The sequence below is a fragment of the Marinobacter sp. H13 genome, from assembly GCF_059072335.1.
This window is the reverse complement of the sequence record NZ_JCACRU010000001.1, coordinates 3,395,278-3,420,028: the sequence shown is the minus strand read 5'-3', so window position 1 is coordinate 3,420,028 and position 24,751 is coordinate 3,395,278. Positions and strand designations below refer to the sequence as shown.

The 24,751-nt window shown below is 57.6% G+C and carries 25 protein-coding genes; 12 read left to right on the top strand and 13 right to left on the bottom strand.

The genetic code is table 11. The annotated features are described in order from the left end of the window. Positions 1-22: 22 nt before the first annotated feature. The 3 genes from AC5JQH_RS15910 to AC5JQH_RS15900 all read right to left on the bottom strand — a co-directional run bounded on the left by AC5JQH_RS15910 (position 23) and on the right by AC5JQH_RS15900 (position 2,326). Complete coding sequence (locus AC5JQH_RS15910; RefSeq protein ID WP_008176036.1) at positions 23-478, bottom strand: CopD family protein; 456 nt, start codon at positions 476-478, stop codon at positions 23-25. Between the two features lie 21 nt (positions 479-499). Continuing rightward, complete coding sequence (locus AC5JQH_RS15905; protein ID WP_008176038.1) at positions 500-1,561, bottom strand: GGDEF domain-containing protein; 1,062 nt, start codon at positions 1,559-1,561, stop codon at positions 500-502. A 93-nt stretch (positions 1,562-1,654) separates the two neighbouring features. Next, on the bottom strand, positions 1,655-2,326 hold the full coding sequence (locus tag AC5JQH_RS15900) for an SDR family oxidoreductase (protein ID WP_491713177.1): 672 nt from the start codon (positions 2,324-2,326) through the stop codon (positions 1,655-1,657). A 146-nt stretch (positions 2,327-2,472) separates the two neighbouring features. Here AC5JQH_RS15900 and AC5JQH_RS15895 point away from each other — a divergent pair, with 146 nt between their 5' ends. Then, complete coding sequence (locus tag AC5JQH_RS15895; RefSeq protein ID WP_008176043.1) at positions 2,473-3,291, top strand: M90 family metallopeptidase; 819 nt, start codon at positions 2,473-2,475, stop codon at positions 3,289-3,291. A gap of 68 nt (positions 3,292-3,359) precedes the next feature. Further along, the gene (locus AC5JQH_RS15890) at positions 3,360-3,536 is read left to right on the top strand and encodes a DUF2897 family protein (RefSeq protein ID WP_491713178.1); all 177 of its coding nucleotides are present in this window, start codon (positions 3,360-3,362) and stop codon (positions 3,534-3,536) included. 26 nt (positions 3,537-3,562) lie between these two features. On the opposite strand, the gene AC5JQH_RS15885 is transcribed toward AC5JQH_RS15890, so the two are convergent. Then, complete coding sequence (locus tag AC5JQH_RS15885; RefSeq protein WP_491713179.1) at positions 3,563-4,072, bottom strand: copper chaperone PCu(A)C; 510 nt, start codon at positions 4,070-4,072, stop codon at positions 3,563-3,565. Positions 4,073-4,167: 95 nt separating this feature from the next. Continuing rightward, positions 4,168-6,444, bottom strand: coding sequence for a putative bifunctional diguanylate cyclase/phosphodiesterase (locus AC5JQH_RS15880; protein ID WP_491713180.1), 2,277 nt, complete (start codon positions 6,442-6,444; stop codon positions 4,168-4,170). A gap of 225 nt (positions 6,445-6,669) precedes the next feature. On the opposite strand from AC5JQH_RS15880, the gene AC5JQH_RS15875 reads away from it, so the two are divergent. Next, positions 6,670-7,389 carry a tellurite resistance TerB family protein gene (locus tag AC5JQH_RS15875; RefSeq protein WP_008176052.1) on the top strand — a complete coding sequence of 240 codons (720 nt, stop codon included), beginning with the start codon at positions 6,670-6,672 and terminating at the stop codon, positions 7,387-7,389. Between the two features lie 3 nt (positions 7,390-7,392). Here AC5JQH_RS15875 and AC5JQH_RS15870 read toward each other — a convergent pair whose 3' ends face one another. Beyond that, on the bottom strand, positions 7,393-7,731 hold the full coding sequence (locus AC5JQH_RS15870; protein WP_008176055.1) for a zinc ribbon domain-containing protein YjdM: 339 nt from the start codon (positions 7,729-7,731) through the stop codon (positions 7,393-7,395). A gap of 40 nt (positions 7,732-7,771) precedes the next feature. Further along, on the bottom strand, positions 7,772-8,344 hold the full coding sequence (locus tag AC5JQH_RS15865; protein ID WP_493805746.1) for a histidine phosphatase family protein: 573 nt from the start codon (positions 8,342-8,344) through the stop codon (positions 7,772-7,774). A 283-nt stretch (positions 8,345-8,627) separates the two neighbouring features. Between AC5JQH_RS15865 and AC5JQH_RS15860 the strand changes: the two genes are divergently transcribed. From AC5JQH_RS15860 to AC5JQH_RS15830, 7 genes are all read left to right on the top strand, one after another. Further along, positions 8,628-9,080 (top strand): YaiI/YqxD family protein, encoded by a 453-nt coding sequence (locus AC5JQH_RS15860; protein ID WP_008176059.1) that lies wholly within the window; start codon positions 8,628-8,630, stop codon positions 9,078-9,080. Between the two features lie 102 nt (positions 9,081-9,182). Continuing rightward, positions 9,183-10,985, top strand: coding sequence for an ABC transporter ATP-binding protein (locus AC5JQH_RS15855; RefSeq protein WP_491713182.1), 1,803 nt, complete (start codon positions 9,183-9,185; stop codon positions 10,983-10,985). A 68-nt stretch (positions 10,986-11,053) separates the two neighbouring features. Next, positions 11,054-11,827 (top strand): ABC transporter ATP-binding protein, encoded by a 774-nt coding sequence (locus AC5JQH_RS15850; protein ID WP_491713183.1) that lies wholly within the window; start codon positions 11,054-11,056, stop codon positions 11,825-11,827. Next, complete coding sequence (locus AC5JQH_RS15845) at positions 11,817-12,752, top strand: ABC transporter substrate-binding protein (RefSeq protein ID WP_491713184.1); 936 nt, start codon at positions 11,817-11,819, stop codon at positions 12,750-12,752. Before AC5JQH_RS15850 ends, AC5JQH_RS15845 begins: the two co-directional genes overlap by 11 nt. Continuing rightward, the gene (gene fhuB, locus AC5JQH_RS15840) at positions 12,742-14,772 is read left to right on the top strand and encodes a Fe(3+)-hydroxamate ABC transporter permease FhuB (protein WP_092030239.1); all 2,031 of its coding nucleotides are present in this window, start codon (positions 12,742-12,744) and stop codon (positions 14,770-14,772) included. The genes AC5JQH_RS15845 and fhuB overlap by 11 nt, the downstream gene beginning before the upstream one ends. Next, entirely contained in the window at positions 14,759-15,577 is an 819-nt protein-coding gene (locus AC5JQH_RS15835) for a (2Fe-2S)-binding protein (RefSeq protein ID WP_008176072.1), read from the top strand. The genes fhuB and AC5JQH_RS15835 overlap by 14 nt, the downstream gene beginning before the upstream one ends. A 252-nt stretch (positions 15,578-15,829) precedes the next feature. Further along, positions 15,830-16,951: a PQQ-dependent sugar dehydrogenase gene (locus tag AC5JQH_RS15830; RefSeq protein ID WP_008176074.1), complete on the top strand. Its 1,122-nt coding sequence runs from the start codon at positions 15,830-15,832 to the stop codon at positions 16,949-16,951. Here AC5JQH_RS15830 and AC5JQH_RS15825 read toward each other — a convergent pair. Beyond that, positions 16,945-17,358 (bottom strand): GFA family protein, encoded by a 414-nt coding sequence (locus AC5JQH_RS15825; RefSeq protein WP_104270198.1) that lies wholly within the window; start codon positions 17,356-17,358, stop codon positions 16,945-16,947. The genes AC5JQH_RS15830 and AC5JQH_RS15825 overlap by 7 nt on opposite strands. Positions 17,359-17,479: 121 nt before the next feature. On the opposite strand from AC5JQH_RS15825, the gene dkgB reads away from it, so the two are divergent. Continuing rightward, a complete protein-coding gene (gene dkgB / locus AC5JQH_RS15820) occupies positions 17,480-18,289 on the top strand; it encodes a 2,5-didehydrogluconate reductase DkgB (RefSeq protein WP_104270197.1) in 810 nt (269 codons plus the stop codon). On the opposite strand, the gene AC5JQH_RS15815 is transcribed toward dkgB, so the two are convergent. The 4 genes from AC5JQH_RS15815 to AC5JQH_RS15800 all read right to left on the bottom strand — a co-directional run bounded on the left by AC5JQH_RS15815 (position 18,258) and on the right by AC5JQH_RS15800 (position 21,336). Beyond that, positions 18,258-18,935, bottom strand: coding sequence for a DUF6064 family protein (locus AC5JQH_RS15815; RefSeq protein ID WP_273156666.1), 678 nt, complete (start codon positions 18,933-18,935; stop codon positions 18,258-18,260). The genes dkgB and AC5JQH_RS15815 overlap by 32 nt on opposite strands. Further along, complete coding sequence (locus tag AC5JQH_RS15810) at positions 18,932-19,867, bottom strand: aldo/keto reductase (protein ID WP_104270196.1); 936 nt, start codon at positions 19,865-19,867, stop codon at positions 18,932-18,934. The genes AC5JQH_RS15815 and AC5JQH_RS15810 overlap by 4 nt, the downstream gene beginning before the upstream one ends. A gap of 192 nt (positions 19,868-20,059) precedes the next feature. Continuing rightward, positions 20,060-20,830 carry a glutathione S-transferase N-terminal domain-containing protein gene (locus tag AC5JQH_RS15805; RefSeq protein WP_273156672.1) on the bottom strand — a complete coding sequence of 257 codons (771 nt, stop codon included), beginning with the start codon at positions 20,828-20,830 and terminating at the stop codon, positions 20,060-20,062. A gap of 32 nt (positions 20,831-20,862) precedes the next feature. Beyond that, positions 20,863-21,336, bottom strand: coding sequence for a sterol desaturase family protein (locus tag AC5JQH_RS15800; RefSeq protein ID WP_041645015.1), 474 nt, complete (start codon positions 21,334-21,336; stop codon positions 20,863-20,865). 329 nt (positions 21,337-21,665) lie between these two features. On the opposite strand from AC5JQH_RS15800, the gene dacB reads away from it, so the two are divergent. After that, entirely contained in the window at positions 21,666-23,222 is a 1,557-nt protein-coding gene (gene dacB / locus AC5JQH_RS15795) for a D-alanyl-D-alanine carboxypeptidase/D-alanyl-D-alanine endopeptidase (protein ID WP_273156675.1), read from the top strand. Positions 23,223-23,271: 49 nt separating this feature from the next. Here the strand turns inward: dacB and AC5JQH_RS15790 are convergent, their stop codons facing one another. After that, a complete protein-coding gene (locus tag AC5JQH_RS15790) occupies positions 23,272-24,687 on the bottom strand; it encodes a DUF4397 domain-containing protein (RefSeq protein ID WP_092030248.1) in 1,416 nt (471 codons plus the stop codon). Between the last annotated feature and the right edge of the window lie 64 nt (positions 24,688-24,751).

Sequence of the window (24,751 nt, the reverse complement as noted above, 5' to 3'; positions counted from 1 at the left end):
CGATCCCCGATCGCCCAGCCGGTTACAGGTACCGACCGCCCGACCCTATGGCGACTACAATCAGGCCGAGGATCAGATTGATACCGACGAGCCGGCGAATCTTGCCTACCTGAACACCGCCAGCCTGCGGATCCTTGGCTGCAACCGCCTGCTTGAGCCGCCGGAAGGGCGCAAAGTAAACATGGAAGTAGAGCAGCATCATCACCAGGCCGAGCGCCTGCATGGCATGAATATGCCAGCCAGCACCCGCCATACCGCCAAACACACTGAAAATCATCCAGTAACCGGTGACCAGTAGCAACACAACTGAGAGCCAAACCCAGCGAAAGAACCGTTCAAGCGTCCTGGACCAGAGAACGCCCCGCTGGGAGGCCTCCACCACCTCAACCACCGCCGGACGCATCGCCATGTAGGCGAAGAACATACCGCCAACCCAAATAACCGCAGACAGAACGTGCAGTGCAATCGCAAGACCCATCAAAACTACCCCTTTATCTCGTCAAATGGTTTCCAGCTCGACCCTATTCCGGCCGCCGGTTTTACCCCGGTAAAGCGCTTCATCAGCCCGGCTGACAGCCGCACTCAGGTCTTCGCCAGCCCGCAGTTCGCTCACACCGATACTGATCGTAACATCGGCATCACCGCCAGTAATCGCGCTCCAGTCCCTTGCCAAAAACGCATTTCGTATCCGCTCCGCGCTTGCCTGCGCTTTGCCGGAATCCGTATCAGGGAGAATGGCCAGGAACTCCTCTCCGCCCCATCTACCGATCAGGTCCTGAGCCCGCAGTTCCTCACGAATCACATCGGCAACAAAACCCAACACCCGGTCGCCGGTTTCGTGGCCATAGGCGTCGTTGATTGATTTGAAATGATCGACATCCAGCAGGAGAAAGCCAACCGGGTGACCGCTACGGCTGAACCGGGCCAATTCTTTTTCAGCCAGATAGGTCATGTGCCGGCGATTGAAAAGCCCGGTCAGTGAATCCGTTGTTGCCATTTCCCGGAGCTTGCGCTGGGCTGTGACCACCATTCTCAGGTAATAGGAAGACAGGTAACTGAACATGGCGAAGACCACGCTCAGGTTAAACAGATGGACGATATGCAGAGCCGTTTGATGAATCGGCTGTAACGGCTCGATGTACCACATCAGGACATCAAGGGCGGTGTAGTAACCCCACAGGGCCAACAACGCATAGATGGCCCATTTCCGTGATGCGGACACACAAATCGCCGGTATGAACATCAACAGGTAATAATGGAAACCGCTCTCCCATCCAATCAGAACGATGCCAAGGCCGGCATGGCCAAGCACTTCGGCCCAGATGAGTACGACCGCAATCCTGTTCCTGTGGTGTTTGAGTGCGTAATAGGCCCCGGCGTACATGGCCACGCTGACCACATTAACCCACGCCAGAATCGGCGACCCCAAGGCATGGAAAAGAAAGAAAAAGATGACATCCACAGTTCCGGCAATCTGGGCACACCGCATGGCCAGACGCCAGAACTGGGGCCTGCGATCCCGCTCAGGCTCATAATTCATTGGAGTAGTCGCACTTTTCATTGACCGCAGGATTCCTTTTTTAGGTAACAAGAATACTCGTTAAATCGGAATTCTGCCTCTCTCCAATGCAAACAAATGAAAATGATTTCAGGGTTACCAAGGCAACTCTTCGCCGTTGCTATGCCAGAACGACCCGGTATTCTCCAGAGTCAGGCCATCAATGCGCTCCGCCAGCCCTTTTGCCGATTCCTCCGGAGTGATCAACCCGCCAAAATTCACCATGCGGGTTTGGACATAGCCGGGATGTAGCTGTGCCACAGCAATGCCGCGGGGCTTCAGATCCATCGCCAGGGACTTGCCAAAGGCATTGAGCGCGGCCTTGGACGCACGGTACCCATAGCGGCCGCCGGAGTCATTGTCAGCGATAGAGCCCATCCGGCTGGTAATGTTGGCGATTTTCCCACCAGAGGGGATTTTTTCGAACAGGGCTTCAGCCACTCTCAGGGGAGCATAGGCATTGATCTCCATCTGGGTGCGGATGGAATCGAAATCAATACTGCCCAACTTTTCGTCCTGCAGCAGACCGGCATTGTTGATCAACAGATCGATGCGCTCGCCCTCAAGACCAGCCACGAGCTTGGCCACGCCCTCATCAGTCGTCACGTCGACGCTCTCGATAATCCGCTTGTCAACCTCTTCCAGCTCCGGCGAGGCCTCCCGACACACACCGATGACCGAACAGCCACGGCCCGCGTACAGCCGGGCAAGCTCCAGACCAATGCCACGGTTTGCACCGGTAATCACTACAACGGAATTCTCTGACATATCAGCCTCCTCGACGATGGGTAAAGTTCATGCAGCTTCACATCCCCTGCTATCAAGAACAACCAGCAATACGGAACCTGCCTGCTTGCAGATGCCATTTTTCTGTAAGATAAGGGGTAATTCAATCAACGGTCGCTGGGAGCAGCATGTCGGCAGCACTTGTTTTCGCAGTCTTTGCAGTGACCCTGATCGCGGCCACCGTTTTCTACCTCTTCTTTTACCGCACCTGGCGAAGAGAACGGGAACTGAGAGTCCCCTTTCCAGACCTCTGGAGACGACACCTTGAGTCCAGCGTGCCCCTTTACCGAAAACTTTCCGAGCCGCTGAAGCAGGCACTGGAGCAGCGGGTGCAACTGTTTCTTTCCGAGAAAGAATTTTATGGCTGTGACGGCTTTGACGTGGATGACGCCGTGCGGGTCACTATCGCCGGGCATGCCTGTGTGCTGATTCTTGCCCGCCCGTATTCGGATTTTGATGAGGTAAGCAGCATTCTGGTCTATCCCGATGCCTACCATGTCAGAGACATTGAAAGCGACGGAATGGTTGTCAGCGAGAGTAATGAAATCCGGGCCGGCGAGGCTTCCAGCCGGGGCCAGGTGGTGCTGGCCTGGAAAGAATGTGAAGAGGCGGCCATGAACCCGAACAGCAGTCACAACGTGATGCTTCATGAGTTTGCTCACCAGCTGGATTATCTCGACGGCACCGCGGACGGGGCGCCGCCCCTGGGCGGAGAACAGGCCAGGCACTGGCAAAGTTCAATGACCACGGCCTATGAGGATCTCAGGCATTCTCTGCAGCACCACCATAAACCGTGGCTTGATCCCTACGGCGCAACCGAACCGGCGGAATTTTTTGCCGTGCTGACTGAGGCGTTTTTCCAGCAGCCCGGTCACCTCAAGCACGAGCAACCAGAGGTCTACAAAGCCCTGCAGGGCTATTACAGGCTCGATCCGATGAATCTATGAGTAGCGGTTGTGGTAAGCAGTTGTCTGGTCCACTATTAAGGAAAGCCACCATCCAGGGAGACAGGTTTATGCCACTTATCGGCTGGGTATTCCTTTTACTCGCTATCGCTCTGGTAGTTGGCAGCCTTCTGATGCTGCGGGACAGTGCGAACAAATTCCCGATCTCCGATGAAAAGATGCGGAAGATACAGGCGCGGAAAGCCGAAGTCGAGGCGGAGGAAAGCGCCGAAGACCGGGAAAACTAGACGGCTGTTGCCCGCGCAACGAGGCATCAATGCCCGCTATGGTCCATACCATGGCCTGAGTGGTCCATAGTCTCGGTTTTGTCGGCCCGACCATCAAGAGACTCGACCGCAAGGTCAACCTGCATTTCTTCCGCGCCCTCAAAGCTCAGGGTCAGCGGAATGCTCTCACCCTCGCGCAACGGGCTTTTCAGTTTTTCCAGCATCAGGTGGAAGCTGTGGGGCTTCAACTCCACGGTAGTTCCGGCAGGAATTGGAAGCCCGCCTCTGACCGGCGTCATTCGCATCACACTATCGTGCATACTGGTCTCGTGAATCGATACGCTGCCTGCCCTGGGGGTTACGGCTCCGACCAGAGTGATATCACTGCTGCCATTGTTGGAGATACTCATATACCCCACCCCCATGGGGGTACCTGGCGGTGTAGGCCTGCTCCAGGGATGATCGACCTTGACGGGACCCTGGCTGTAATCATGGGCTAGAGTCGTCGGGGCAACCAGGGCCAATGCCAGCACAAATACGCTCAGGCAGTACTTCATGTCCAGTATTCCTTGTCGATGATGTAGGGTTAAAGGATAGAAAGACGTTACCGCGGAGCCAAGCTTTTCAGTGCGACGAATGGTCGCAGATGGGCTCAGCCACCGACAGTCAGAGCCGGATCCGCTTTAAAGCTCTCCAGGGCTTGTGGCCGACTGAAGTAATAACCCTGAAAACGGCGACAGCCCATTTCAGTCAGGGCCCGGGCCTGAGCCTCTTCTTCAACACCCTCTGCTACAAGTTCCATGTTATGGCTCTGTGCGATAGCGATGATACTGCGAATCATGTTCGCCGCTTTCTCGTCTTCCAGAATGGTGTCAACAAAGCTCTTGTCGATTTTCAATTCATCAAGTGGCAGCTTGCGCAAAAGGCTTAACGAGGAGTAGCCGGTACCGAAATCATCCATCGAGATTCGAATCCCGTGTTCACGCAATCGTTCGATTGTTTTCAGCACCTTGTCAAAGTCAGTCATGAACAGGCTCTCGGTGATCTCGAGGACCAGATCACCGGGTGACACATCATGCGCCTCCAGAGCCTCAAGCACTGTGTCGACAAAATCCGGCTGGCGAAACTGGATAACCGAGATATTGATCGCCAGGTCTATAGACCGGCCGATGACTTTGCGAAGCAGACTGTATTCCCGAATACTGGTTTCGACAACAAACCGCCCGAGAGGAACCATCAGACCACTTTTCTCGGCAACCTCTACAAACTCCGCCGGCGAAACAAATCCGAGTTCTTCGTCCTGCCAGCGCACGAGTGCTTCCACGCCTACCGTTTTTTGCGTCTCATCCACCTGAGGCTGATACACCATATACAGGGAGCCGGATGCGAGGCCGTATCTGAGACGCTGCTCAACCGAAAGCCTTCGAAGATAGGCCATTTCCATCTCGGTCCGGTACGTGCAGACATCGTTCCGGCTCTGTTTTGCCTCATAAAGCGCAAGGTGGGCACTTCGTATGACTTTGCTGAGAGAATCACCATGGTCCGGAAAGCTCGCCACCCCAATGCTCGCCGTCACTTGCAACTTCAATCGACCCACCTCAAACGAACGGGACAGGTCGCCCGCCAGCGCTACACAGCCTTGTTCAACGTCCTCAAGGTTGGTTTTTGGGGTCACAATGGCGAACTCATCGCCGCCAAGGCGGGCGAGATCATCCCTGCTTTCAACAAGCTCGGTCAGTCGCCGACTGAACTCCAGAAGGGTTTGATCTCCGGTTTCCAGCCCAAATCGATCATTGATGCCCTTGAAGTTGTCTATATTGAGGACCACGAGACAGAAAGGCTTCTTGTCTGGCAAGAGATCTTCGAGTCGGCCCAGCAATCCATTGCGATTCAACAGACCGGTCAGATCATCGTGCATCGAAAGATAGGAAAGTTCCTGTCGCCGTTTTTTCTCGGCATTATCAATGATCCGGAATCCTTTATAGAAAACCATTCCGACCACCACGAACACGAGGAGGTATTGCATCAGGGATTCGAGAAACTCCCGGTATAGCGGGGCAAACCGGGTTTCTGACACCGCCCAAAGCTCATAGCGCTTGTTGAAGACAGCGGCAGTAAGATAGTCCTCACCCCGGCGCCTGGTTCGGACAACCACCGACTCGCTTCCCTGCATGACCTCCTCCATGCTTAGGCCGAGCTCTTTTTCATAAACTGAACGGTTTTTGTCCCTCTGATCGATCGGCAACTGAATACGCGAGTACTGCTGTGGGCCAATCCCGTCAGCTGACATGAACTGGACATAGCCGTCTGACTCACGGAATAGCATCACCGAGTCAAAGGCGCCGTCGTGCAGAGTTTTGCCAAAAACGGAGTTATTGCCATCAAGCCGCATGCCGGCTGTCATGACGGCAATCACTTCGCCGGTCTCGGACCGGATTGCTTTTCGGATGGGAATCACCCAAGCGCCTAGGGCGTCTACGAAATAGGTCCGCCCCAGCACCATCGCTTCGGAAGACAGAGCCCGCAGGAAACTCCCACGGGTTTCGGGATCGCTTCTGAGATTCGGAAGGCTCGATAGATCAAGGTTGGTGCTGACACGTACCAGCGTGCCGTCGGGTCTTGCCAGCCCGAACCCCACAAGCACCGGGTTGGCTGCAAGGATGCTGTCGAGAAATGGAATCTGACGACCGCCGGATAACATATTGTTCTGATTCAACAATTCGCGGCCAATAACATCAAGAACAAGCTCCTGCGTTCGCAGGATACTGTCAACGGACTGAGCGACCAGCTCAACACGGGCCTTCTGGTAGAGCTTTTCGTCCGAAATCAGTCCCTGCCACCGGAAGAACAACACCGTACAGAGAAGCGCCAGACCACCAAGGAGGATGAGAGCGAAAAGTGTCCAAAGATTGCGTTTGAGAATCGCCAAAAGCAGTTCTAGGAATTCAGGAGATTGGATGACAGCCTCGCATCAGTATACGGGAGAGACTGCGAACTTCATTACTATTCCCTTTAATTTATAGGTTGTTATTTCCCATGGAACTAAATGCTTCGATTCATGACAACAGAGTAATCCCGGCCCCACCAATAACGAAGACAACGGGTGGTATATTCTAAAAATCTGAACGGCAATCGATATGGCAGGAGTGTGTGTATGAACGTGATGTCTGTACTGAACCAGGTAATGAAACAGGCCCAGGGCGGTCAGTCCCAGGGCGGAGGCATGGATGTCAACAAAATGGTGAACAGCCTTGGCAGCCAATTCAAGGGCGGCCAGGGTTCCGGTTCAGGCATCGACGTGAAAAGCCTGCTGGGCGGCGGAGCCCTGGGTATGATGCTGGGATCAAAACGGGGCCGGAAGATGGGCGGCAAGGCCCTGAAATACGGCGCCCTTGCCGGCGTGGGTGTGTTGGCGTGGAAAGCGTACCAGAACTACCAGACCAACAATCAGGCCTCCTCCCAGCCAGCACTGGCACAACAGGGCCAGCCACTGGAGCAACTGCAAGGACAGGAACAGGAACAAAGGGGGCTGGAAATACTCCAGGCCATGATCATGGCGGCCCGTGCCGACGGCCACATCGACGCCAACGAGCGCGCCCTTCTCACCCAGGAGATCGAAAAACTGGGGCCGGACGACGAACTCCACGCCTGGATCCAACAGCAATTCGACGCTCCGCTGGATGCATCTGCCCTGGCCCGCAATGCCGACTCGCCACAGGCAAGCCGGGAAATCTACATCGTCAGCGCAGTCATGATTGATGACCAGAACCCCATGGAACGAGCATGGCTGGATCAACTGGCCAGCGCCCTGCAACTCGACCCGGGTCTTGCGAGGGAACTGGAACAACAGATCCAGAGTGCAACAACGGGGTAAAAGTCAGGCTTTCTTGACGAACTCGGACTTCAGTTTCATGGCACCAATACCGTCGATCTTGCAGTCGATATCGTGGTCGCCTTCAACCAGGCGGATACTCTTCACCTTGGTGCCAACTTTGACAACGGAACTGGAGCCCTTGACCTTCAGATCCTTGATAACAGTCACCGAATCACCATCCTGAAGCTCATTGCCGTTGGCGTCGCGAACCACCTTCGCGGCGTCAGCTGCCGCAGCCTCCGCCTCAGACCACTCATGCCCGCACTCTGGGCATACCAGTTGAACGCCGTCCTCATAGGTGTATTCAGAACTGCACTGGGGGCATGGCGGAAGCTGCGACATTATCATTTCCTGTTAATTGAATGGGCGCAGGATTATACCATCAACGCCCGGGCGACACCCTCGCCAGAACCGTTGGCGTCTCGGAAAGAGGCAAGGCAATGATCACTCCCTCATTGGACGATGGGAAAATATCGGCCAGAGCCGTGACATTCACCTGGTGCGATACCATGATCACCGGCGCACCTTCCTCCAACTGATTGACCAGAGTAATCGTCTGCCGCGTCTGAGTCGGCCCGTCACCACGATTCCGGAAAAACGAATTCAGCGACGGCCACTCGGTCACTTCACCCATGTCCATTCCGGTAGCGGTATCCATACAGCGACACCACTGACTGCTGAACACCCGCGCCTCGGTAATACCATGGTCCGCCAGAAACGGCTTCCACGCCCGAGCCTGCTCCCGGCCGGTATCGTTCAAATTTCGCTGCGTGCTGCAATCGTTAATATCAAAGTTACCCGGATCCCCAGTCCCCGGCGCCAACGCGTGGCGCAGCATCAGAACAGCCCGTCCGTCTCGCAGGGCGTCCCAGGCTTCTTCGTTGTTATCGGCAGCGGAAACGCTGAAACACAGAGCCACCGACAGAAAAACGGTTAGAAGAAATCGACCACGCATAGTTGCTACCTCCCGAAAAGATCCAAGCTCGTTGTAGGATTCGCGGACAAACTGACCATGCCCGATCGAGGCATTGGGAGCCCCCTTCCAAAAATGTTGAAGGCCAGGGATGGCCTGAAACAAGCGCACATGGACGTGCTCGTAGCGGTTTTTGGAAGGGGGCTCTCAATGCCTCCAGCACCAAGTTCCAAGGCTACTGAAGAGATACGCGGACAACATCTATCAGGCTCATATCAACAAAAGGTAGACTCTCGAGAGAACCAAGCAAACAAAAGGAACCACCATGCCAATCTGGGTCGACGCCGACGCCTGCCCCGTCCCAATCCGGGAAATCATCTGCCGCGCCGCCACCCGCTGGCAAATCGACACCACCTTCATCGCCAACCACACCATCACCCTGCCCCCGAGCCCTTACATCAAGCGCCGACAGGTCCCACAGGGCTTCGATGTGGCCGACAACGAAATCATGGACCAGATGCACAAAGGCGACCTGGTCATCACCCAGGACATCCCCCTGGCCGCCGAAGCCATTGAAAAAGGCGCCGACGTCTTCAACCCCCGCGGCCAGGCTTTCACCAAAGAAAATATTCGCCAGCGCCTTGCCATGCGCAACTTTATGGAAGAAATGCGCAATGCCGGCCAGGTCACCGGAGGCCCCGCCCCTTTCAGCCAGACCGACCGCAAGGAATTTGCCGACAAGCTTGACCGTTGGCTGCAAAGAAACGCACGCAGGTGATAATGATTCTATTTTAAAACCTGGGCAGATCCGCTACCCTTCCCGCCTTATTATTTTCAGGCTCAACGCGGGCCTGCCTGATTCAAGGGAGAGAAGCGGAGTATGTCCTCACACAGCCACCAAACCACCAGCAGCTTTGCTGCCCTGGCCCGCCTGCTGAGATACGCCCGGGGATATCGCCGACAGATCATCGCTGCCACCACCTGCTCGATCATCAACAAACTCTTTGATATTGCCCCGGAAATCCTGATCGGTGTCGCCATTGATGTGGTCGTCAACCAGGAAGAGAGCTTTGTGGCTGGCCTCGGTTTTGAAACCGCCCAGGAACAGATCACCATACTGGCCGTACTCACCTTCTTTATCTGGGCCGGTGAATCCCTGTTTGAGTACCTGTTCCAGATTCTCTGGCGCAACCTGGCCCAGCGGCTGCAGTCGGACCTGCGACAGGATGCCTACGAACATGCCCAGCGCCTGGACATGAGCTTCTTCGAGGCCCGCAGTTCGGGGCAACTGGTGGCCACCATGAACGATGACGTGAACCAGCTCGAACGCTTCCTCGACGGCGGCGCCAACGCCATGATTCAGGTAGTGGTGACCGTGGTTGCCGTCGGCGCCGTATTCTTCGTGCTCTCGCCACTCATTGCCCTGCTGGCATTCACGCCCATTCCCCTCATTATCTGGGGCGCCTTCTACTTCCAGCGCAAAGCCGGGCCACTGTATGCCGATGTTCGTGAAAAAGTGGGTGACCTATCCAGCCGGCTGGCGAACAACCTGGGTGGCATCGCCACCATCAAGAGTTTTACCGCTGAACAGCGGGAGGCGAGGCGCCTCAAAGAGAGCAGCGAAGCCTACGTAGAGGCCAATCGCCGGGCCATCCGCATCAGCTCTGCGTTTATTCCGGTGATCCGGATGGCCATCCTCGCCGGCTTCCTGGCCACCTTCACAGTCGGCGGCATGATGGCTCTCGAGGGCAGCCTGAACGTGGGCGCATACGGCGTACTGGTGTTCCTGACCCAGCGCCTGCTCTGGCCTCTGACAGGGCTTGCCGAGGTCATTGACCTGTTTGAACGTGCCATGGCCAGCACCCGTCGGATTCTGGACCTGCTGGCCGAACCCGTGCACGTCCGTGACGAGGGAGGCAAGGCTCTCCAGGAACCGGTAAAAGGCGACGTTGAGCTGGAGAAAGTAAGCTTTCACTATCCCTCCAGCGGTGCCGGCATCCGGGATATCAGCCTGAGCGTGCCAGCCGGCAATACGCTTGCACTGGTTGGCGCTACCGGTTCCGGCAAATCGACTCTGATCAAGTTGCTGCTGCGGTTCTACGACCCCAGCCATGGCGAGATCCGAATCGATGGCCAGCCTATTCGGGATCTCAGCCTGCAATCTCTGCGTGGCGCGATCGGGCTGGTGAGTCAGGATGTCTATCTGTTCGAGGGCAGCATTCGGGAGAACCTGGCCTACGGAAATCCGGCTGCCAGCGACGCCGAGATCACCGACGCTGCGAAAACCGCGGAAGCCTGGTCCTTCATCGAAGCCCTCCCTGAAGGCCTGGACACACCGGTCGGTGAACGGGGCGTTCGTCTGTCCGGGGGACAGCGCCAGCGACTGTCCCTCGCCCGTGCACTGCTGAAAAATCCGCCGATCCTGGTGCTTGATGAAGCCACCAGCGCCGTGGACAACGAAACGGAAGCCGCCATCCAGCGGTCACTGAAGCGCATTGGCCATAACCGGACCGTGATCATGATTGCCCATCGACTCTCCACGATCGTTGATGCCGACTCCATTGCGGTGATTGAAGGCGGCAAAGTGCTGGAACAGGGAACCCACCGGGAGCTGCTGGACCAGGATGGCGCCTACGCCAACCAGTGGCGGGTACAGACCGGACAGATTCAGGCCGCCGTTTAACGCAATATATATTGATAGTGATTCGCATTTAAATTATCCTGCAGGCCCTAAGTATTCCGGGAGCCTGCATGCCTGTTTTTTTTGACGTTTCCAGTCTCAATGTCCGCATTGGCGACACCGCAATTCTTCAAAACCTGAACCTCGGATTCGTTGAGGGCGAGGTAACCGCCCTGCTCGGGCATAACGGCTCCGGCAAGTCCACGCTGCTCAAGGTGCTTGCCCGCCAGCTCGCACCGTCTTCTGGCGAAGTACAGCTTCTGGGGAAATCCTTCCGGAGCACAGGCGCCCGGGAGTTTGCCCGCAGCGTGGGCTATTTGCCCCAGCATCCACCGGGAACCGACGGTTTGACGGTCCGCGAGCTGGTTGCCCTGGGACGCTACCCCTGGCGCGGCCCTCTGGGCCGTTATAACGAGGAAGACCACCGACTGATTACCCAGGCCATTGAGGACACAGGGCTTGGTCCGTTCCAGCATCGCTCTGTCGACACCCTCTCAGGTGGTGAGCGCCAGCGTGCCTGGATTGCCATGCTGCTGGCCCAGCAGACCCAGTGCCTGCTTTTGGATGAACCCATATCGGCCCTGGATGTAAAACACCAGGTTGAAACTCTGCGCCTGGTCCATCGTCTCGCCGAACAGCGGGATCTTACGGTTGTCGTGGTGCTGCACGATGTGGATCTTGCCGCGCGGTTCTGCGACCGTCTGGTCGCCCTTAAATCCGGGCAGCTTGTCGCCGATGGCAGCCCCAGGGACATCATGGACTCCGGCATCCTGGAATCCATTTATGGCGTGCCCATGGGCGTAATGGAACGGGCGCCCGGACAGTGGGTGTCCTATGCTCACTAGGTCTGAACGCTTCTGGCGATACAGCGCGGCGCTGCTGTTGAGCCTGGTGCCGGTCCTTACCAGTGCCGCAAGCTGGCAGCACGAACAGGGGACCCTGACCCTCGATAAAACGCCGGAACGGGTGATTGCTCTGAACTGGGCCGCCACCGAGGCGCTGCTGTTACTGGGTGTCACGCCCATCGGCGTTGCTGATCGCGATGGCTATAACGCGTGGGTCAGGGAACCGGAACTTCCCGAAGGTGTGGCCAACGTCGGCACCCGGGTGGCACCGAGCCTGGAAGCTATTTCCGAGCTAAAACCGGATCTGATCGTCACCAGCTCCGAGATGGCTCCCGCAGCCAACCTGCTGGAGCGCATTGCGCCCACCTACGTTGTCAGCGTTTACAAGCAGGGCTCCCGACCGTTCGAGAAGGCCAGCAGTATGCTTACCACTCTCGGTGAGATGCTGAACCGGGAAGAACGTGCAAAGTCTGTTCTCAACGACATCGACCAGACCCTGCAGGCTCAGCGCCATCGTCTGGAGAATGCCGGCCTCACGGACCGACCGGTGGCGCTGGTGAACTTTCTGGACGACCGCCACGTTCGCGTATACGCACCCAACGGCCTTTTCCAGAGGGCCCTGAACGCCCTTGGCCTTGAGAACGCCTGGCCCCACTCCGGGAATTACTGGGGGTTCTCGGTCGTCGGGCTTGAAGCTCTTTCGCCCTATCAGGACAGCCGGATCATCATCATTTCTCCGACCCTGCCCGGGTTGTCTGACACCCTGGCCAACAGCCCTTTCTGGACCTATCTGCCGCCGGTTCAGCGCGATCAGGTGTACCAGATTGATCCGGTCTGGCCGTTTGGCGGGGTCTTCCCGGTCAAGCGACTGGCAACGTTGCTCGCTGAAGGTCTGCTGGCTGGAGGTTCAGACAATGTACGCTGAATCTGCAAACAACCAGGTCAGTCGCCCATCCCTGCCCGCAAGGGTGCCACTGGCTGCCGCACTGATCTGGTGTGGCGCGTTTCTCGCGAGCGCGGCGCCCTGGTTTGGCCAGCTCGACGTCGGCGCCCTCATCGCCGCCTTCTGGACGTTCGAAGCCAACAATTACGCGTCGGTACTGGCGCACTACAGCTGGGCACCCCGTGTCGCCATTGCCGTCCTCATTGGCTGTGGCCTTGGCCTCGCCGGCGCGGTTACCCAACAGATCCTTGGCAACCCCCTTGCCTCACCCACAACCCTGGGCGTGGAGGCCGGCGGCCAGTTCGGGATAACAGTCGCGACCATATTCTTTCCCGGGTTGCTCGCCTTCAGTCCGGACCTGGTGGCGGTTTCCGGCGGGTTACTGGCAATCGGACTGGTGATCGCGCTCACCTGGCGCCTGGGCTTTTCACCGGTCACCGTGATACTGGCCGGACTTGTGGTCACCTTTTTCCTGGGCGCCGTGAACATGGCGTTCCTGTTACTCAAGGGTGAATGGCTGGGGAACCTGTTTATCTGGGGCGCGGGCTCCCTGGTCCAGAATAACTGGCAGCCGTTCATGGAACTCTGGCCCCGGGTGCTGGTGCTGGGCGTGTTAATGATCCTGTTGATGCGCCCGCTGCAAGTCATGCAACTGGGGCAGACCTCCGCCCGGTCCCTCGGCGCCAAAGTCGGTCTGATTCGGGTGCTGGCGCTGTTTCTGGTGGTTCTGATGAGTGCCACGGTGGTCAGCCGGGTTGGTGTCGTGGCCTTTATCGGTCTTGCGGCACCGGTGCTGGCAAGGCTGCTGGGCGCCCGTACCCTGTCCGAGCGCCTGATCTGGAGCAGTCTCCTGGGCGCGGGTCTGCTGTTACTGGCGGATACCCTCGCCCACTGGGCATCCACCTGGGGCGACGGATCACTGGTTCCCACCGGCACAACCACCGCCCTGATCGGCGGACCGATTATTCTGCTGGCCCTGCAGGGTTTGAAGAACACCCATCATATGCCCGGGCAAGACGACAGCCCCGCCGGTTTCCTGCCCAAAAGACGTTCCACCCTTGTGATTGGCGGAGCCATAGCCGCCCTCCTTCTGAGCACCATTGGTATCTCCATGGGGTGGTCCCCGGGGCTGGACGAGTGGAGCTGGACTCCGATCGCCCAGTGGCACGAGGCGTGGGTCTGGCGCGGCCCCAGATTACTGGCAGCCATTCTTGCGGGCGTGGCCCTGGGCCTTGCAGGAACACTAATCCAGCGAATGACAGGCAACCCCATGGCCAGCCCGGAAATGCTCGGTATCAGCGGCGGCGCGGCGGTGGTTATGGTTTTGATCGTTCTGTTCGGTGCCGATATTGGCCGGGCAGGACAGCTTGGAGCGGCCACCCTGGGCGCCGCAGCTGCCCTCGGTTTGTTGATCATGCTGGCCCGAAAACACCGGTTTGCCGGCAACCAGCTCCTGCTCGGCGGGCTCGCTTTATACGTGTTCATGGACGCGGGCCTTCGCCTGGTCATGGCTTCCGGTGGCACGGTCGCCTCGCAGCTTCTCAACTGGATGTACGGTTCCACCTGGCTGGTCTCGGAAGCCGAGGCCCTGGGGCTTTTGGCGCTGATCGTGCTGATTTCGGCTGGCCTTCTGGCGATTATCCGACCCCTGAGCATTCTTCCCCTGGGTGAAACATCGGCCAGTTCACTGGGCTTGCCGGTAACGAAAGTCCGTCTGCTGTTGCTTCTGTTGGCGGCGCTGCTGACCGCTGCGGCGACGGTGGTGATCGGTCCGCTGAGTTTTGTGGGCCTTATCGCACCCCACCTGGCCCGTGTTCTGGGCCAGCAGACCGTAGGGCGACAGCTGATCGTTGCTGCCCTTGCCGGAGGCTTGTTGCTGGGCGTTGCCGACTACCTGTCCAGAATTGTTGTTTACCCCAACCAGCTTCCGGCGGGGCTTCTGGCCGCCCTGGTCGGTGGCCTGTATTTCCTCTGGGGGCTGAGTCGCCATGGCAGAGCCTGACCGTAAGCCCGGGCTCGGCCAGTGGGCCCGGGAATACAGCCATCTTCTGAGCCAGTCAGGGCTGGACAGGGAATCGGTTATAAACGAGGCGCTGCAACCCTCTGTGGGTGCGTGTAGCGGCCTCTTTTCTCTGGCCCAGTGCCTTGAGCAACCGTCGCTACTGCTCGGCCAGGTTGCCATCGACTACCCAATCGCCGGGCCCCGGGCCGTGCGCGCGTTTGTTTCTGTGCTTCAGCAGGATCTGGCGCTCAACGTGATCGCGCCGCTGACCCTCAGGCTGTTCCGCGACGGCCACGCGCCTTTACCGGACGCCAAACGAATATTCCTGGCCCCGGCGCACGACCAGACACAAACGGTATCCCGATGGTTTCAGGTGCCGGGCGGGGAGCGGGTTGATGAAGAAACGTTTGTCCGGTCCGCAGGCGCTCTGACAGCTGGGTGGTACCCGGCCTTCCGGCAACAGCTGGGAGTCAGCCCTGGTGCCTACTGGAGCAGTATAGGGCTTGGATTGGGGGCACCGTTCTCAGCCGTGTGGAATCGGGCCGAACCGCAAGCGCTTTGCCAGTTGGCGCAAGGATGGCTGGAGCAGTTCCAGAACGATGCAAACCAGTTCATCGACTGGATTCCAGCGGTGTTCGGTGAGCAGACCACGGCAATCCCCCAACGAAAGGGGTGTTGCCTGAAATACCTGCTCCCGGAAGGCGGTTACTGCGGCACCTGTGGTGTGCATCGCAAGGAACGACTCGCCGCACTTACGCCCCAACAGCGGACGACAGCGCCAGGCCAATGGCAACCAGGCCGATAAGCACACCCGCCCCTGCCGCAAGCTTCAAACCTTCGATCATTTCCTGTTCGGGTGCCATTCCCTTTCCTCCCGTTTAAGGTAAACCCATTGGACTCCACTTTATTGCGAATCATTATTATTTGCAATAGTCGATCACTGATCCGTAATTGACCCGGTGCCCTATACTCCTGGTAACGGGAGCGCTGCTCGGCGAAGCCCGCTTCAACTGCTACTCTGAATGTTCTAATGGCACCGGTAGGAACGGAGGCTTCAATGGGTATATTCAAACACCTTGTCCTGACAGGCAGCTTATTGCTGGTTGCCGTTCCCGGCATGGCCAACCAGACCTTTTCCTCCGATAAAGCAGATTTCCGCCTGGAAACCGTGGCACAGAATCTCGAACACCCCTGGAGCCTCGCATTTATGCCGGACGGCTCCATGCTGGTGACAGAGCGGGAAGGAGAGCTGCGAATGATTCGGAACGGTTCGCTGGTGAACGACCCCATCAGCGGAGTACCCGAGCTCGTGGTATCCGGCCAAGGCGGATTGCTGGACGTTATTCTCCATCCGGACTTTGAGCAGAATCAGGTGCTTTTCCTGAGCTACGCCCACCGAAACCGGGACGGCATGACTACCCGGGTAGCTCGCGCCCGGTTGAGTGGTGATCGCCTCACCGACGTTGAAGTCATTTTTGAGGCCCTGCCCCGCTCCGGCGGCGGCCGACACTTCGCGGGCCGCATGGAATTTGACCGGGATGGCAACCTGTACGTGGCGGTGGGCGACCGGGGAGAGATGGACCGGGCCCAGGACAATTCTGACGATGCCGGAGGCGTACACCGGATTACGCCCGACGGTGGCCCCGCACCAGGCAACCCGTTCCTGGACACCAGCGGCGTCAACGATACGTTTTATACAACCGGCAACCGCAATATCCAGGGCATGACCATCCACCCGGAAACCGGCGAGATCTGGAGCCACGAACACGGTCCCCGGGGTGGCGACGAAATCAACATCATCCGGGCAGGCACCGATTACGGATGGCCGACAATCACTTACGGCATAGACTATTCGGGCCTGCCCATTACTGACAAAACCAAGAAGGAAGGCATGGCCCAGCCACTGCATTACTGGGACCCGTCCATTGCGCCCTCGGGCATGGCGTTCTATACCGGAGATCTGTTTCCGGAATGGCAGGGGGACCTGTTCGTGGGCGCACTCAAGATGCGCAAACTGGTTCGTCTGCGCATCCAGGACGGAGAAGTGACGGAAGAGGAAGATCTGCTGACCGATCTCGACGAACGGATCCGCGATGTGCGCATGGGCCCCGATGGGGCACTCTGGCTGCTAACGGATTCACCCCGGGGCAAGGTTTACCGGATGGTGCCGGCTCAGTGAGGATCGTTGGTTCTTTCAGTCTTTTCGAACTGTGGCAGTTCGTCGGTAATCTCGAACCAGTCGGACTTTGAACCAACGAAGACGTGTTGGGCCGGCCCCTTGCCCAGGGGTTCGTTGATGCAACCGACTCTCAGGCGGAGAATCCCGGGAATGGCATCAACACGGCTGTAGAGCTGGCTGCCGCAACGGCTGCAGAAACCCCGGTACTTGCCGGGACGCGATTCGAACTCGGTAATCCTGTCTTCGCCGGTTACGAACCGGAACCTCACCTTCTGCACCGGCGCGCTGGCCGAGAACGCGCTACCGTGGGCGCGCCGGCACTGGCTGCAGTGGCACAGGGCAACCGGGCCGATAGGGCCATCGTATTCAAAACAGATATCGCCACACAGGCAACGACCGGTGTACATGGTGCGGGCCTCACTGGTTCGGCTCAGAGGTTGATTCAGGCGCGATGATACCCGGCGGCCACTTGAAGAACCAGTCTGCCGGCACCACTTTAAGAACACACCACTCGCTAAGGAGGACATTATGTCATTCAGCGCACTTCCGAAGATCGGCATGGGAACGTTCCGGCTCAAGGGCAACGACGCCCGTGATGCCGTCAAGAGCGCTCTGTCCCTGGGCTACCGCCATATCGATACTGCCCAGATGTATGGAAACGAAGCGGAAGTTGGTGATGGCATTACCTCCAGTGGTATTCCGCGCCGGGAAATTTTCCTGACCACCAAAATCTGGCACGACCAGCTGCACGCGAGTGACCTGATCAACAGCCTCCATGACAGCCTCGCACGGCTCAAAACCGACCATGTGGATCTGGCGCTGATCCACTGGCCATCGCCCGGTGACGAAGTGCCCATGAAGGAGTATCTGGGTGCCTTGAGGGATGCCCAGCGCGAGGGTCTGGCAGAGCACATCGGCATTTCGAACTTTACCTGTGCCCAGATGGATGAGGCGAAAGCCATACTGGGCGACACGCCCATCTTCACCAACCAGGTAGAAGTGCATCCGTTCCTGGCCAACCGCAAGGTGGTGGCACATGCCCAGAAGCTCGGCATTACCGTGACCGGCTATATGCCGCTGGCAGTCGGTAAGGTGATGGAGGACGAAACACTGCAGCGCATTGCCGCTGAGCGAAACCTGACGCCGGCCCAGGTGGCTATTGCCTGGGTGGCATCGAGAGGCGTTGTGCCGATCCCCTCCTCAACACGGCCCGGCCACCAGAAGGCTAACCTGGAGGCGCTGGAGGTTGAGTTGAGCGAGGAGGAAATCCGCGCGATTGACGAACTGGACCGTAACGAACGCATCGCTAATCCGGACTTTGCGCCGTCCTGGGACTGAGCCAGAACCCGGCTCCAACCAGCAAGAGCGTAGCCACCGGGGTGACAAGCAACCACCAGGTCTGAAGCACCCATAAGAGGGCGGCACTGAACAGACTCCACAACACCAGCAGCGGCAGGTAGACCCAGCGCCAGGTCCTGGTCACGAGTGCCAGAGCGAGCGCGCCAGCCGCTGCGGTGGTGCCGGGTGCTACGCCAAACAATCCGACGGCCTCCCACTCGCCGGAATCAGCCATTGCCAACCAGGGCAAGACACAGACAGCAAGCAGCCAGAGTACGGCAAGTCTTCCGATCGCTAGCCTGCTGTCATGAACCCCGCCTGAAAACACGGCAGCCGCAAGCAACGCGCCCTGGGCCACGAAGGCCCACCCAAACCACGCCGCCGGCCAGTTAATGGGGCCGAAATAGCCCACCAGAAACCCGTAACCGCTGACAATCCAGGCAAGCGACATCAGGCCGACGGCCAAACGCCGTGCCGCCCTGCTCTGTCTGGAGATCAGCACCGGTATAAAAATGGCCATCACCACCGCCAGCAACTGCCAGGGCCATAGATCCTGGTTGATCCGGACAAACAGCCGCAGAAACACCTGCGGCCCGAACATCACAAAATCCTGTAGCGAGTAGCTCAGCCAGTCAGCCCCACTCACAGCGATCTCACGTAACCCGCCATCCGCTGGCGCTGGCTGGCATCAGGCAATGTACCGTACATAGCCCCCATGTTTTCCTTCATGTGCTCGACCTTACTGGTCGCCGGAATGGCACAGGTCACCGCCGGGTGGGAAATAATGTACTTGAGGAAAAACTCCGCCCAGTTGCCAACACCGGCCTCCCCGGCCCAATCGGGCAGTGGCTCCGACTGGAACCGCCGAAACAGCGAACCACCCTGGAATGGACGATTGACGATCACCCCGATTCCGCGCTCTTGGGCCAATGGCAGCAACCGGTCCTCAACCTCCCGGTCCAGAACGTTGTAGGTCAGCTGCACAAAATCCAGAGGCTCCCGCTCCATAATCTGCGCGAATTCCCGATGCCGGCGACCATGGGATGTGGTGATGCCGATATACCGAACCTCACCGTTCGCCCTCATCTGCTTGAGCGTTTCAAGATGCCCCTGCCACCCCAACAGATTGTGCACCTGCAACAAATCGAACCGGTCAACGCCCCAACGCCTGCTCGAACGCGCCGCCTCCGCCCGGGTTGCTGATTCATCGCCGGTCCAGATCTTGGTAGCTGCAAAAATCCGGTCGTGGCCGTCCAGAGCGTTCAGCGCCTCGCCCATTACATCTGCAGCGCTGCCATACATCGGCGAGCCATCGACCACCGTGCCGCCGAGCTCGAAAAAGGTTTTCAAAACCTCAGTGCGCTGGGTGATTAATTGTTCGTCACCACCAACGTTGAAGGTGATCCAGGTGCCCATACCGATTGCAGGGATGGATTCGTCTGTGCCGGGAATCCGGCGCATGGTGGGAGATAATGCAGTGCTTCCCGATGTGTTTGCGAACAGCATCGGGGCTTTGAGAGCAATTCCGGCGAGGCCGGAACTGATCAGGAACTTCCTTCGAGTAATCTGATTCGCCATAGCGCCCCCACTGACAGAAATTTCAGTGCGAATAGCATGATGCTCAAACAGCGCGGGTGGGTCATCCCTTCTCCAGACCGTGGAGGGCCACGGATGGCCCGACCGAGCCTACATGGAAGTATTTACGGCGTGTCTGGAGAAGGGATGACCCACCCGGGCGGCAGCTACATGGCTGACAGTCTTACCAACAACTCAGTTCCCGTAGTGGGCATCAAGATATTTCAGAATACGGGCAGACTCGAACAGGCCTTCCCCGGTATTGGGGTCTTCAAGATAGGGCACCTGAACCCGCTTGTGCACCTGGAAAAACGCATCCCGCTTGCCACCGGGAATCGGCGTATAAGGCCCCGGCTTGATGCGCTGCTTCGCTGGCCCGATCTCTGTCCAGTGCTCCTTCCCGAGGTTGTGCAAGGTATACGGAATTTCCAGCTCGCACAGCCGCTCACGCACCAAACGTGAAAACGGGCTCCCCTCGAAACTCCAGAGGTGCAACGGCTGCTCCGGCCGCTTGCCCTGGCTGACCCTCAGCCCCCGCATGGCGCTGGTTACCGAGGCTACAGAGCCCAGGACCGGCTGCCAGACCCGGCCACGATAGTAGGACGGCACCGACCGGCCGGCATATTGCCGGAACAGATACTCGATGATTTCCTCGGATTCGTACATGACCGTGCCCGTGTTCTGGTCCGCCAGCAGCGGGAACTGTTGCCTGCCTCCCAGAGCCTCTGCCTGGGCCCGGAAAACCGAACCACCCGTCGGGCAGGGCCGGATGTCCACATCCAGATTCAGGGCAGTCAGGGCTTCACGAACACGACGGCAGTACGGACAGCCTTCCATGTCATAGAGCACAATGGGCTTTTCCGGCTGAGGAACCTTTTTAACCACCAGGCAACCGCGCCAGGCGGTGAGCGACGACGTTGCAACCGAGCCCAGCACGTGGACGTTATGAGAAAGCATATTCGACATAAACAAACCTTTTTTTGGAGACCACGCCATTATCACGCAATCTGACGATTTTCCATTGGCTCCCGGGTACCCATGATGTGATCAAACCAGGGTTTGGTCACGCACCAGTTGGCATTGGGGTTGGGTCCCATATGATGATCATAGTGCCAGGGCAGGTTCTTTCTCGCCCATTCCGGGTCCAGATGTGAGCGCTTATGTACCCGGTAGTAATTCCAGGCGCTGTAGTAGAGAGTACCCACAAAAAAGGGTGCGAATGGCAGCAGCGGGGTGACTGCTGCAGCCCCCGCAACGAGGGCAGCCACCTCCTTGGTTTGGGCATTCCAGGTCAGGGGCGGTCTGCGATAGTCGTCATCCAGGAAGCCATTTCGCCGGACATTTCGGTGATGATCGTGCCAGTGAAACGACCAGAAACTTGCCCGGTTCCGGCCCAGCTCATGAAGAACGTGTTTATGGAATACCCATTCCACGCCATTGGCGGTCAAAAGACCCAGTGGAATACCAATCATGGTGTCCTCCTTTTATTGTTTTCGGAACACTTGGTTACACATTCATCAGGAAACGCCTTTTTGGCCGCGAATTCCATGACTCAAACGCCGGAAAAAGCACCCATAAATCCGATAGAAAAGTCATTGACAACCCGAAGGTTAATTTTTATCCACCTAACTCCATGATTCGCAAGGGCACTTACATCGCGTCACAAAAGTTCAATACAAACAACGACACTACTGCCATTTTTTAACGTCATGTAGAGCTTTTCTGCATAGTACAAACCGGCAGGATGGGCTATTGTTGGACTATAGGAACTCACTGGATAGCGATCATGGTAGCCCCGGGTATGCGGCGTTCTGAAAGTAGAGAAAAAACAGGTTCTGGATTCAGACGGTCTCTTTTGGCATCCCTCACGGCCCTTGCCGTGATTACCACCCCGTCCGTTGTGGTCGCCGAAGACGATAATTCCGGTTTCTCGGGAAATCGCCTCTGGACGAACCAGCTTCAGGATTACGCGCTCAAGTCCCTCCAAAATGAAGACGCCATGAGCATGGCCGCCATTCCGCTGAATGGGCCCGGCATCAATCAGTACATCAATGCCGATGCGCTGATGAGCCCCGGTTCCATCATGAAGCTGGTGACAACCTTTGCGGCGCTGGAGGTTCTCGGGCCCAACCACCATTGGGATACCGATTTCCTGACCGACGGTGTCATGGTCGGCGACACTCTCAAGGGTAATCTCTACGTCCGCTTCGGAGGCGATCCCAAGCTCACTATTGAACGCCTCTGGACCACACTGGGTGAGCTTCGCAGCATGGGAATTACCAGAATCGAGGGAGACCTGATCCTTGATGGTTCCTACTTTCAGGTAGACGGTGGTTTTCCTGCGTTTGAAGACAACGGCGACAACCCCCACGCGCCGTTTCTGGTGGAACCGTCCGCCTATCTGACCAACCTGAACCTGATGCATTTCCAGGTTCGTGCCGATGAGCGTGGCACCCAGGCCTGGAGCACGCCCTCCCTGGGCGAAGTTGTCATCGACAACCGTGTGGTTGCCACTGCAGAAGGCCCGTGCCCATCACGAAGAAACTTTGAATGGGAGCCCATCATTCATGAAGACCACCGGGTGACCGTTCGGGTAACCGGTGAACTTCCCCAGGGCTGCCGAACCACCACCTATCTTTCATTGCTGTCCCATGAGCAGTACAGCGCCTCGTTGATTCGCTCCTTGCTGGCAGACCTTGGCGTCGTGGTGTCTGGTGGAGACCTGAATGGCGTAACGCCTGAGGATGCCCGACTGGTAATGAAAACCACCTCGCCGGACCTGGTTACCATGGTGAGGGACATCAACAAGTGGAGCAGCAACGTGATGGCGCGCCAACTGCTCCTCACCATTGGTGCGGAAAACCGCCAGGAAGATGAAAGCGATGACCGGGTTGCCGGTATACGGGTGATCTACCACTGGCTTGAAAACAAGGGCATCAATACCGCTGGCATGGTGATCGACAACGGCGCTGGCCTCACCCGACACGGGCGGATCACCGCGCGCCAGGGCGCTCAAATATTGGAACACGCCTGGAACAGCGCCTACTCGGCAGACCTCATGGCCTCAATGCCTATCATCGCGATGGATGGAACCATGGCACGCCGCCTGCGCAACACCGGCATGGATGGCGAGGGTCGCATCAAGACCGGTTACCTGGAGGATGTGAGATCGATCGCCGGATTCACCCGCGATTCCAATAACACCACCTGGGCCGTGGTCGGGATGGTCAATAACGATCCTGCCTGGAATGGCCAGGCCGTGCTGGACCGTATTCTCTATTCGCTGCATTTCAGGCCGCCGACCGGGACCGCTATTTCACATGCGGCTTCCGGCACTTCTGAGACTAGCATTCAATAAAAAGCCCCGGCGTAAGCCGGGGCTTTCAAGCTCGATCTTGCTTCCGAACTTACTCTATAACTGGAACAAAATCGTCCATGAGCGTTACCGTGGCGACGCTTTCGGGCCCTTCATTCAACCGGGCTATGGCAGTGTAGACACCGCCAACTTCCAGATTGAGACTTGGGGACTTGTAAAGCACGGTAGCGCCATCCGCCGAAGTTATAAAGACAACATAGTTCCCCTCGGCAACGCCAAGGTAACCGGAGGACTCAGCATAATTGAAGTCGTCCAGAGCAGGCATGGAATTACCTATGAGCGTGTTCTCGGCACCCCCAGCGTCCGTCGGAATAAGGAACACATCGACTGTGGGCGCTTCAATCGCTCCATGTATAACCCTCAGTTTTGCTTCTGTGGCAATTCGACGATTGTTGTCAGCAAAAACCAAAGCATCAAGCCCCTCCGCAAGTACACCTGCGGCAACAACGGTGTTTAAATCGCCGTTCGCAAAATTCAAAGTTGCATCGATAGCAGTCGAAGCAGTCACTCCTGTAGCTGTGACTGCAACACGGTTGTCGCCGGCATCAAGGGGAACGTACTCGCCTGTTGACGGCGCACCAGGCACTGTTTCACCAAATGCTAGATCAGTGGCCGCAGGCGATCCATCGGGCTCTTCGTTGAGATAAATGTCGACATTCGGAGTGGGAGCGGATGAATTATGAACTGCGCGGATACCAGCTCCCGTTCCAATATCGAGAAGTTCGGATACCTCAGCGCCGTTCAGAACCAAAAGACTCACAGGTGAACTTCCGAAGACCGTATTGTCAACAGCGCCTACCAGCAGATCAGAACCCACTGGCAACCCAATTTGCCCACTGTCGAATACAACTCCGTTAGATCCTGCAGCGGTAACCCGGATCTGATAATCGTCCGATGCAGGCAGCTCCAGTGGGCCAACACTTTCTTTAAAGGAGAAGCTGAAGGTAGCTTCAGCAGGGAGCGGATCCCCAAATGCAGTCACATATACATCCACTGGACCAGCGGCAACGGTCTCTGCCTCGGGCGAAAGATGGACAACCCTCAGACGCGCACTGTTGGCATCATCACGGGCACCATCATCCGTCAAGATCAGCGGCTCAATGGTCTCGTCACCAACTTTGCCAACTGCGATCACGTCATAGTTGGTATCCGCACGCAGCGATACGCCGTCAGCGGAAATTACAGTCGCGGTAGCACCGCCGGGCAGCAATCCATCAACCGCGATATCGGCAAGACCGGCACCCGGAGTGAGGACGGCAGCCTGCTTGTAATCAGCACCTGGAACGACAACATCACCGTTCACCCGTACATTCACCGCAGGTGCATCAGAGGACGCATGCAGGACCCGAACACTGGTTGTTGCTGGATCATCATCGTCATCAAGCCAACACCCGGATAGCACAACGCTACCCGCCAAAACCATCGGTAAAGCATATTTTGTCTTCATTTTTCAAACTCCCCACTTTTGAGGTTGTTTACCAGGATTTGAGTGGTTCGAACCTGCACAATTT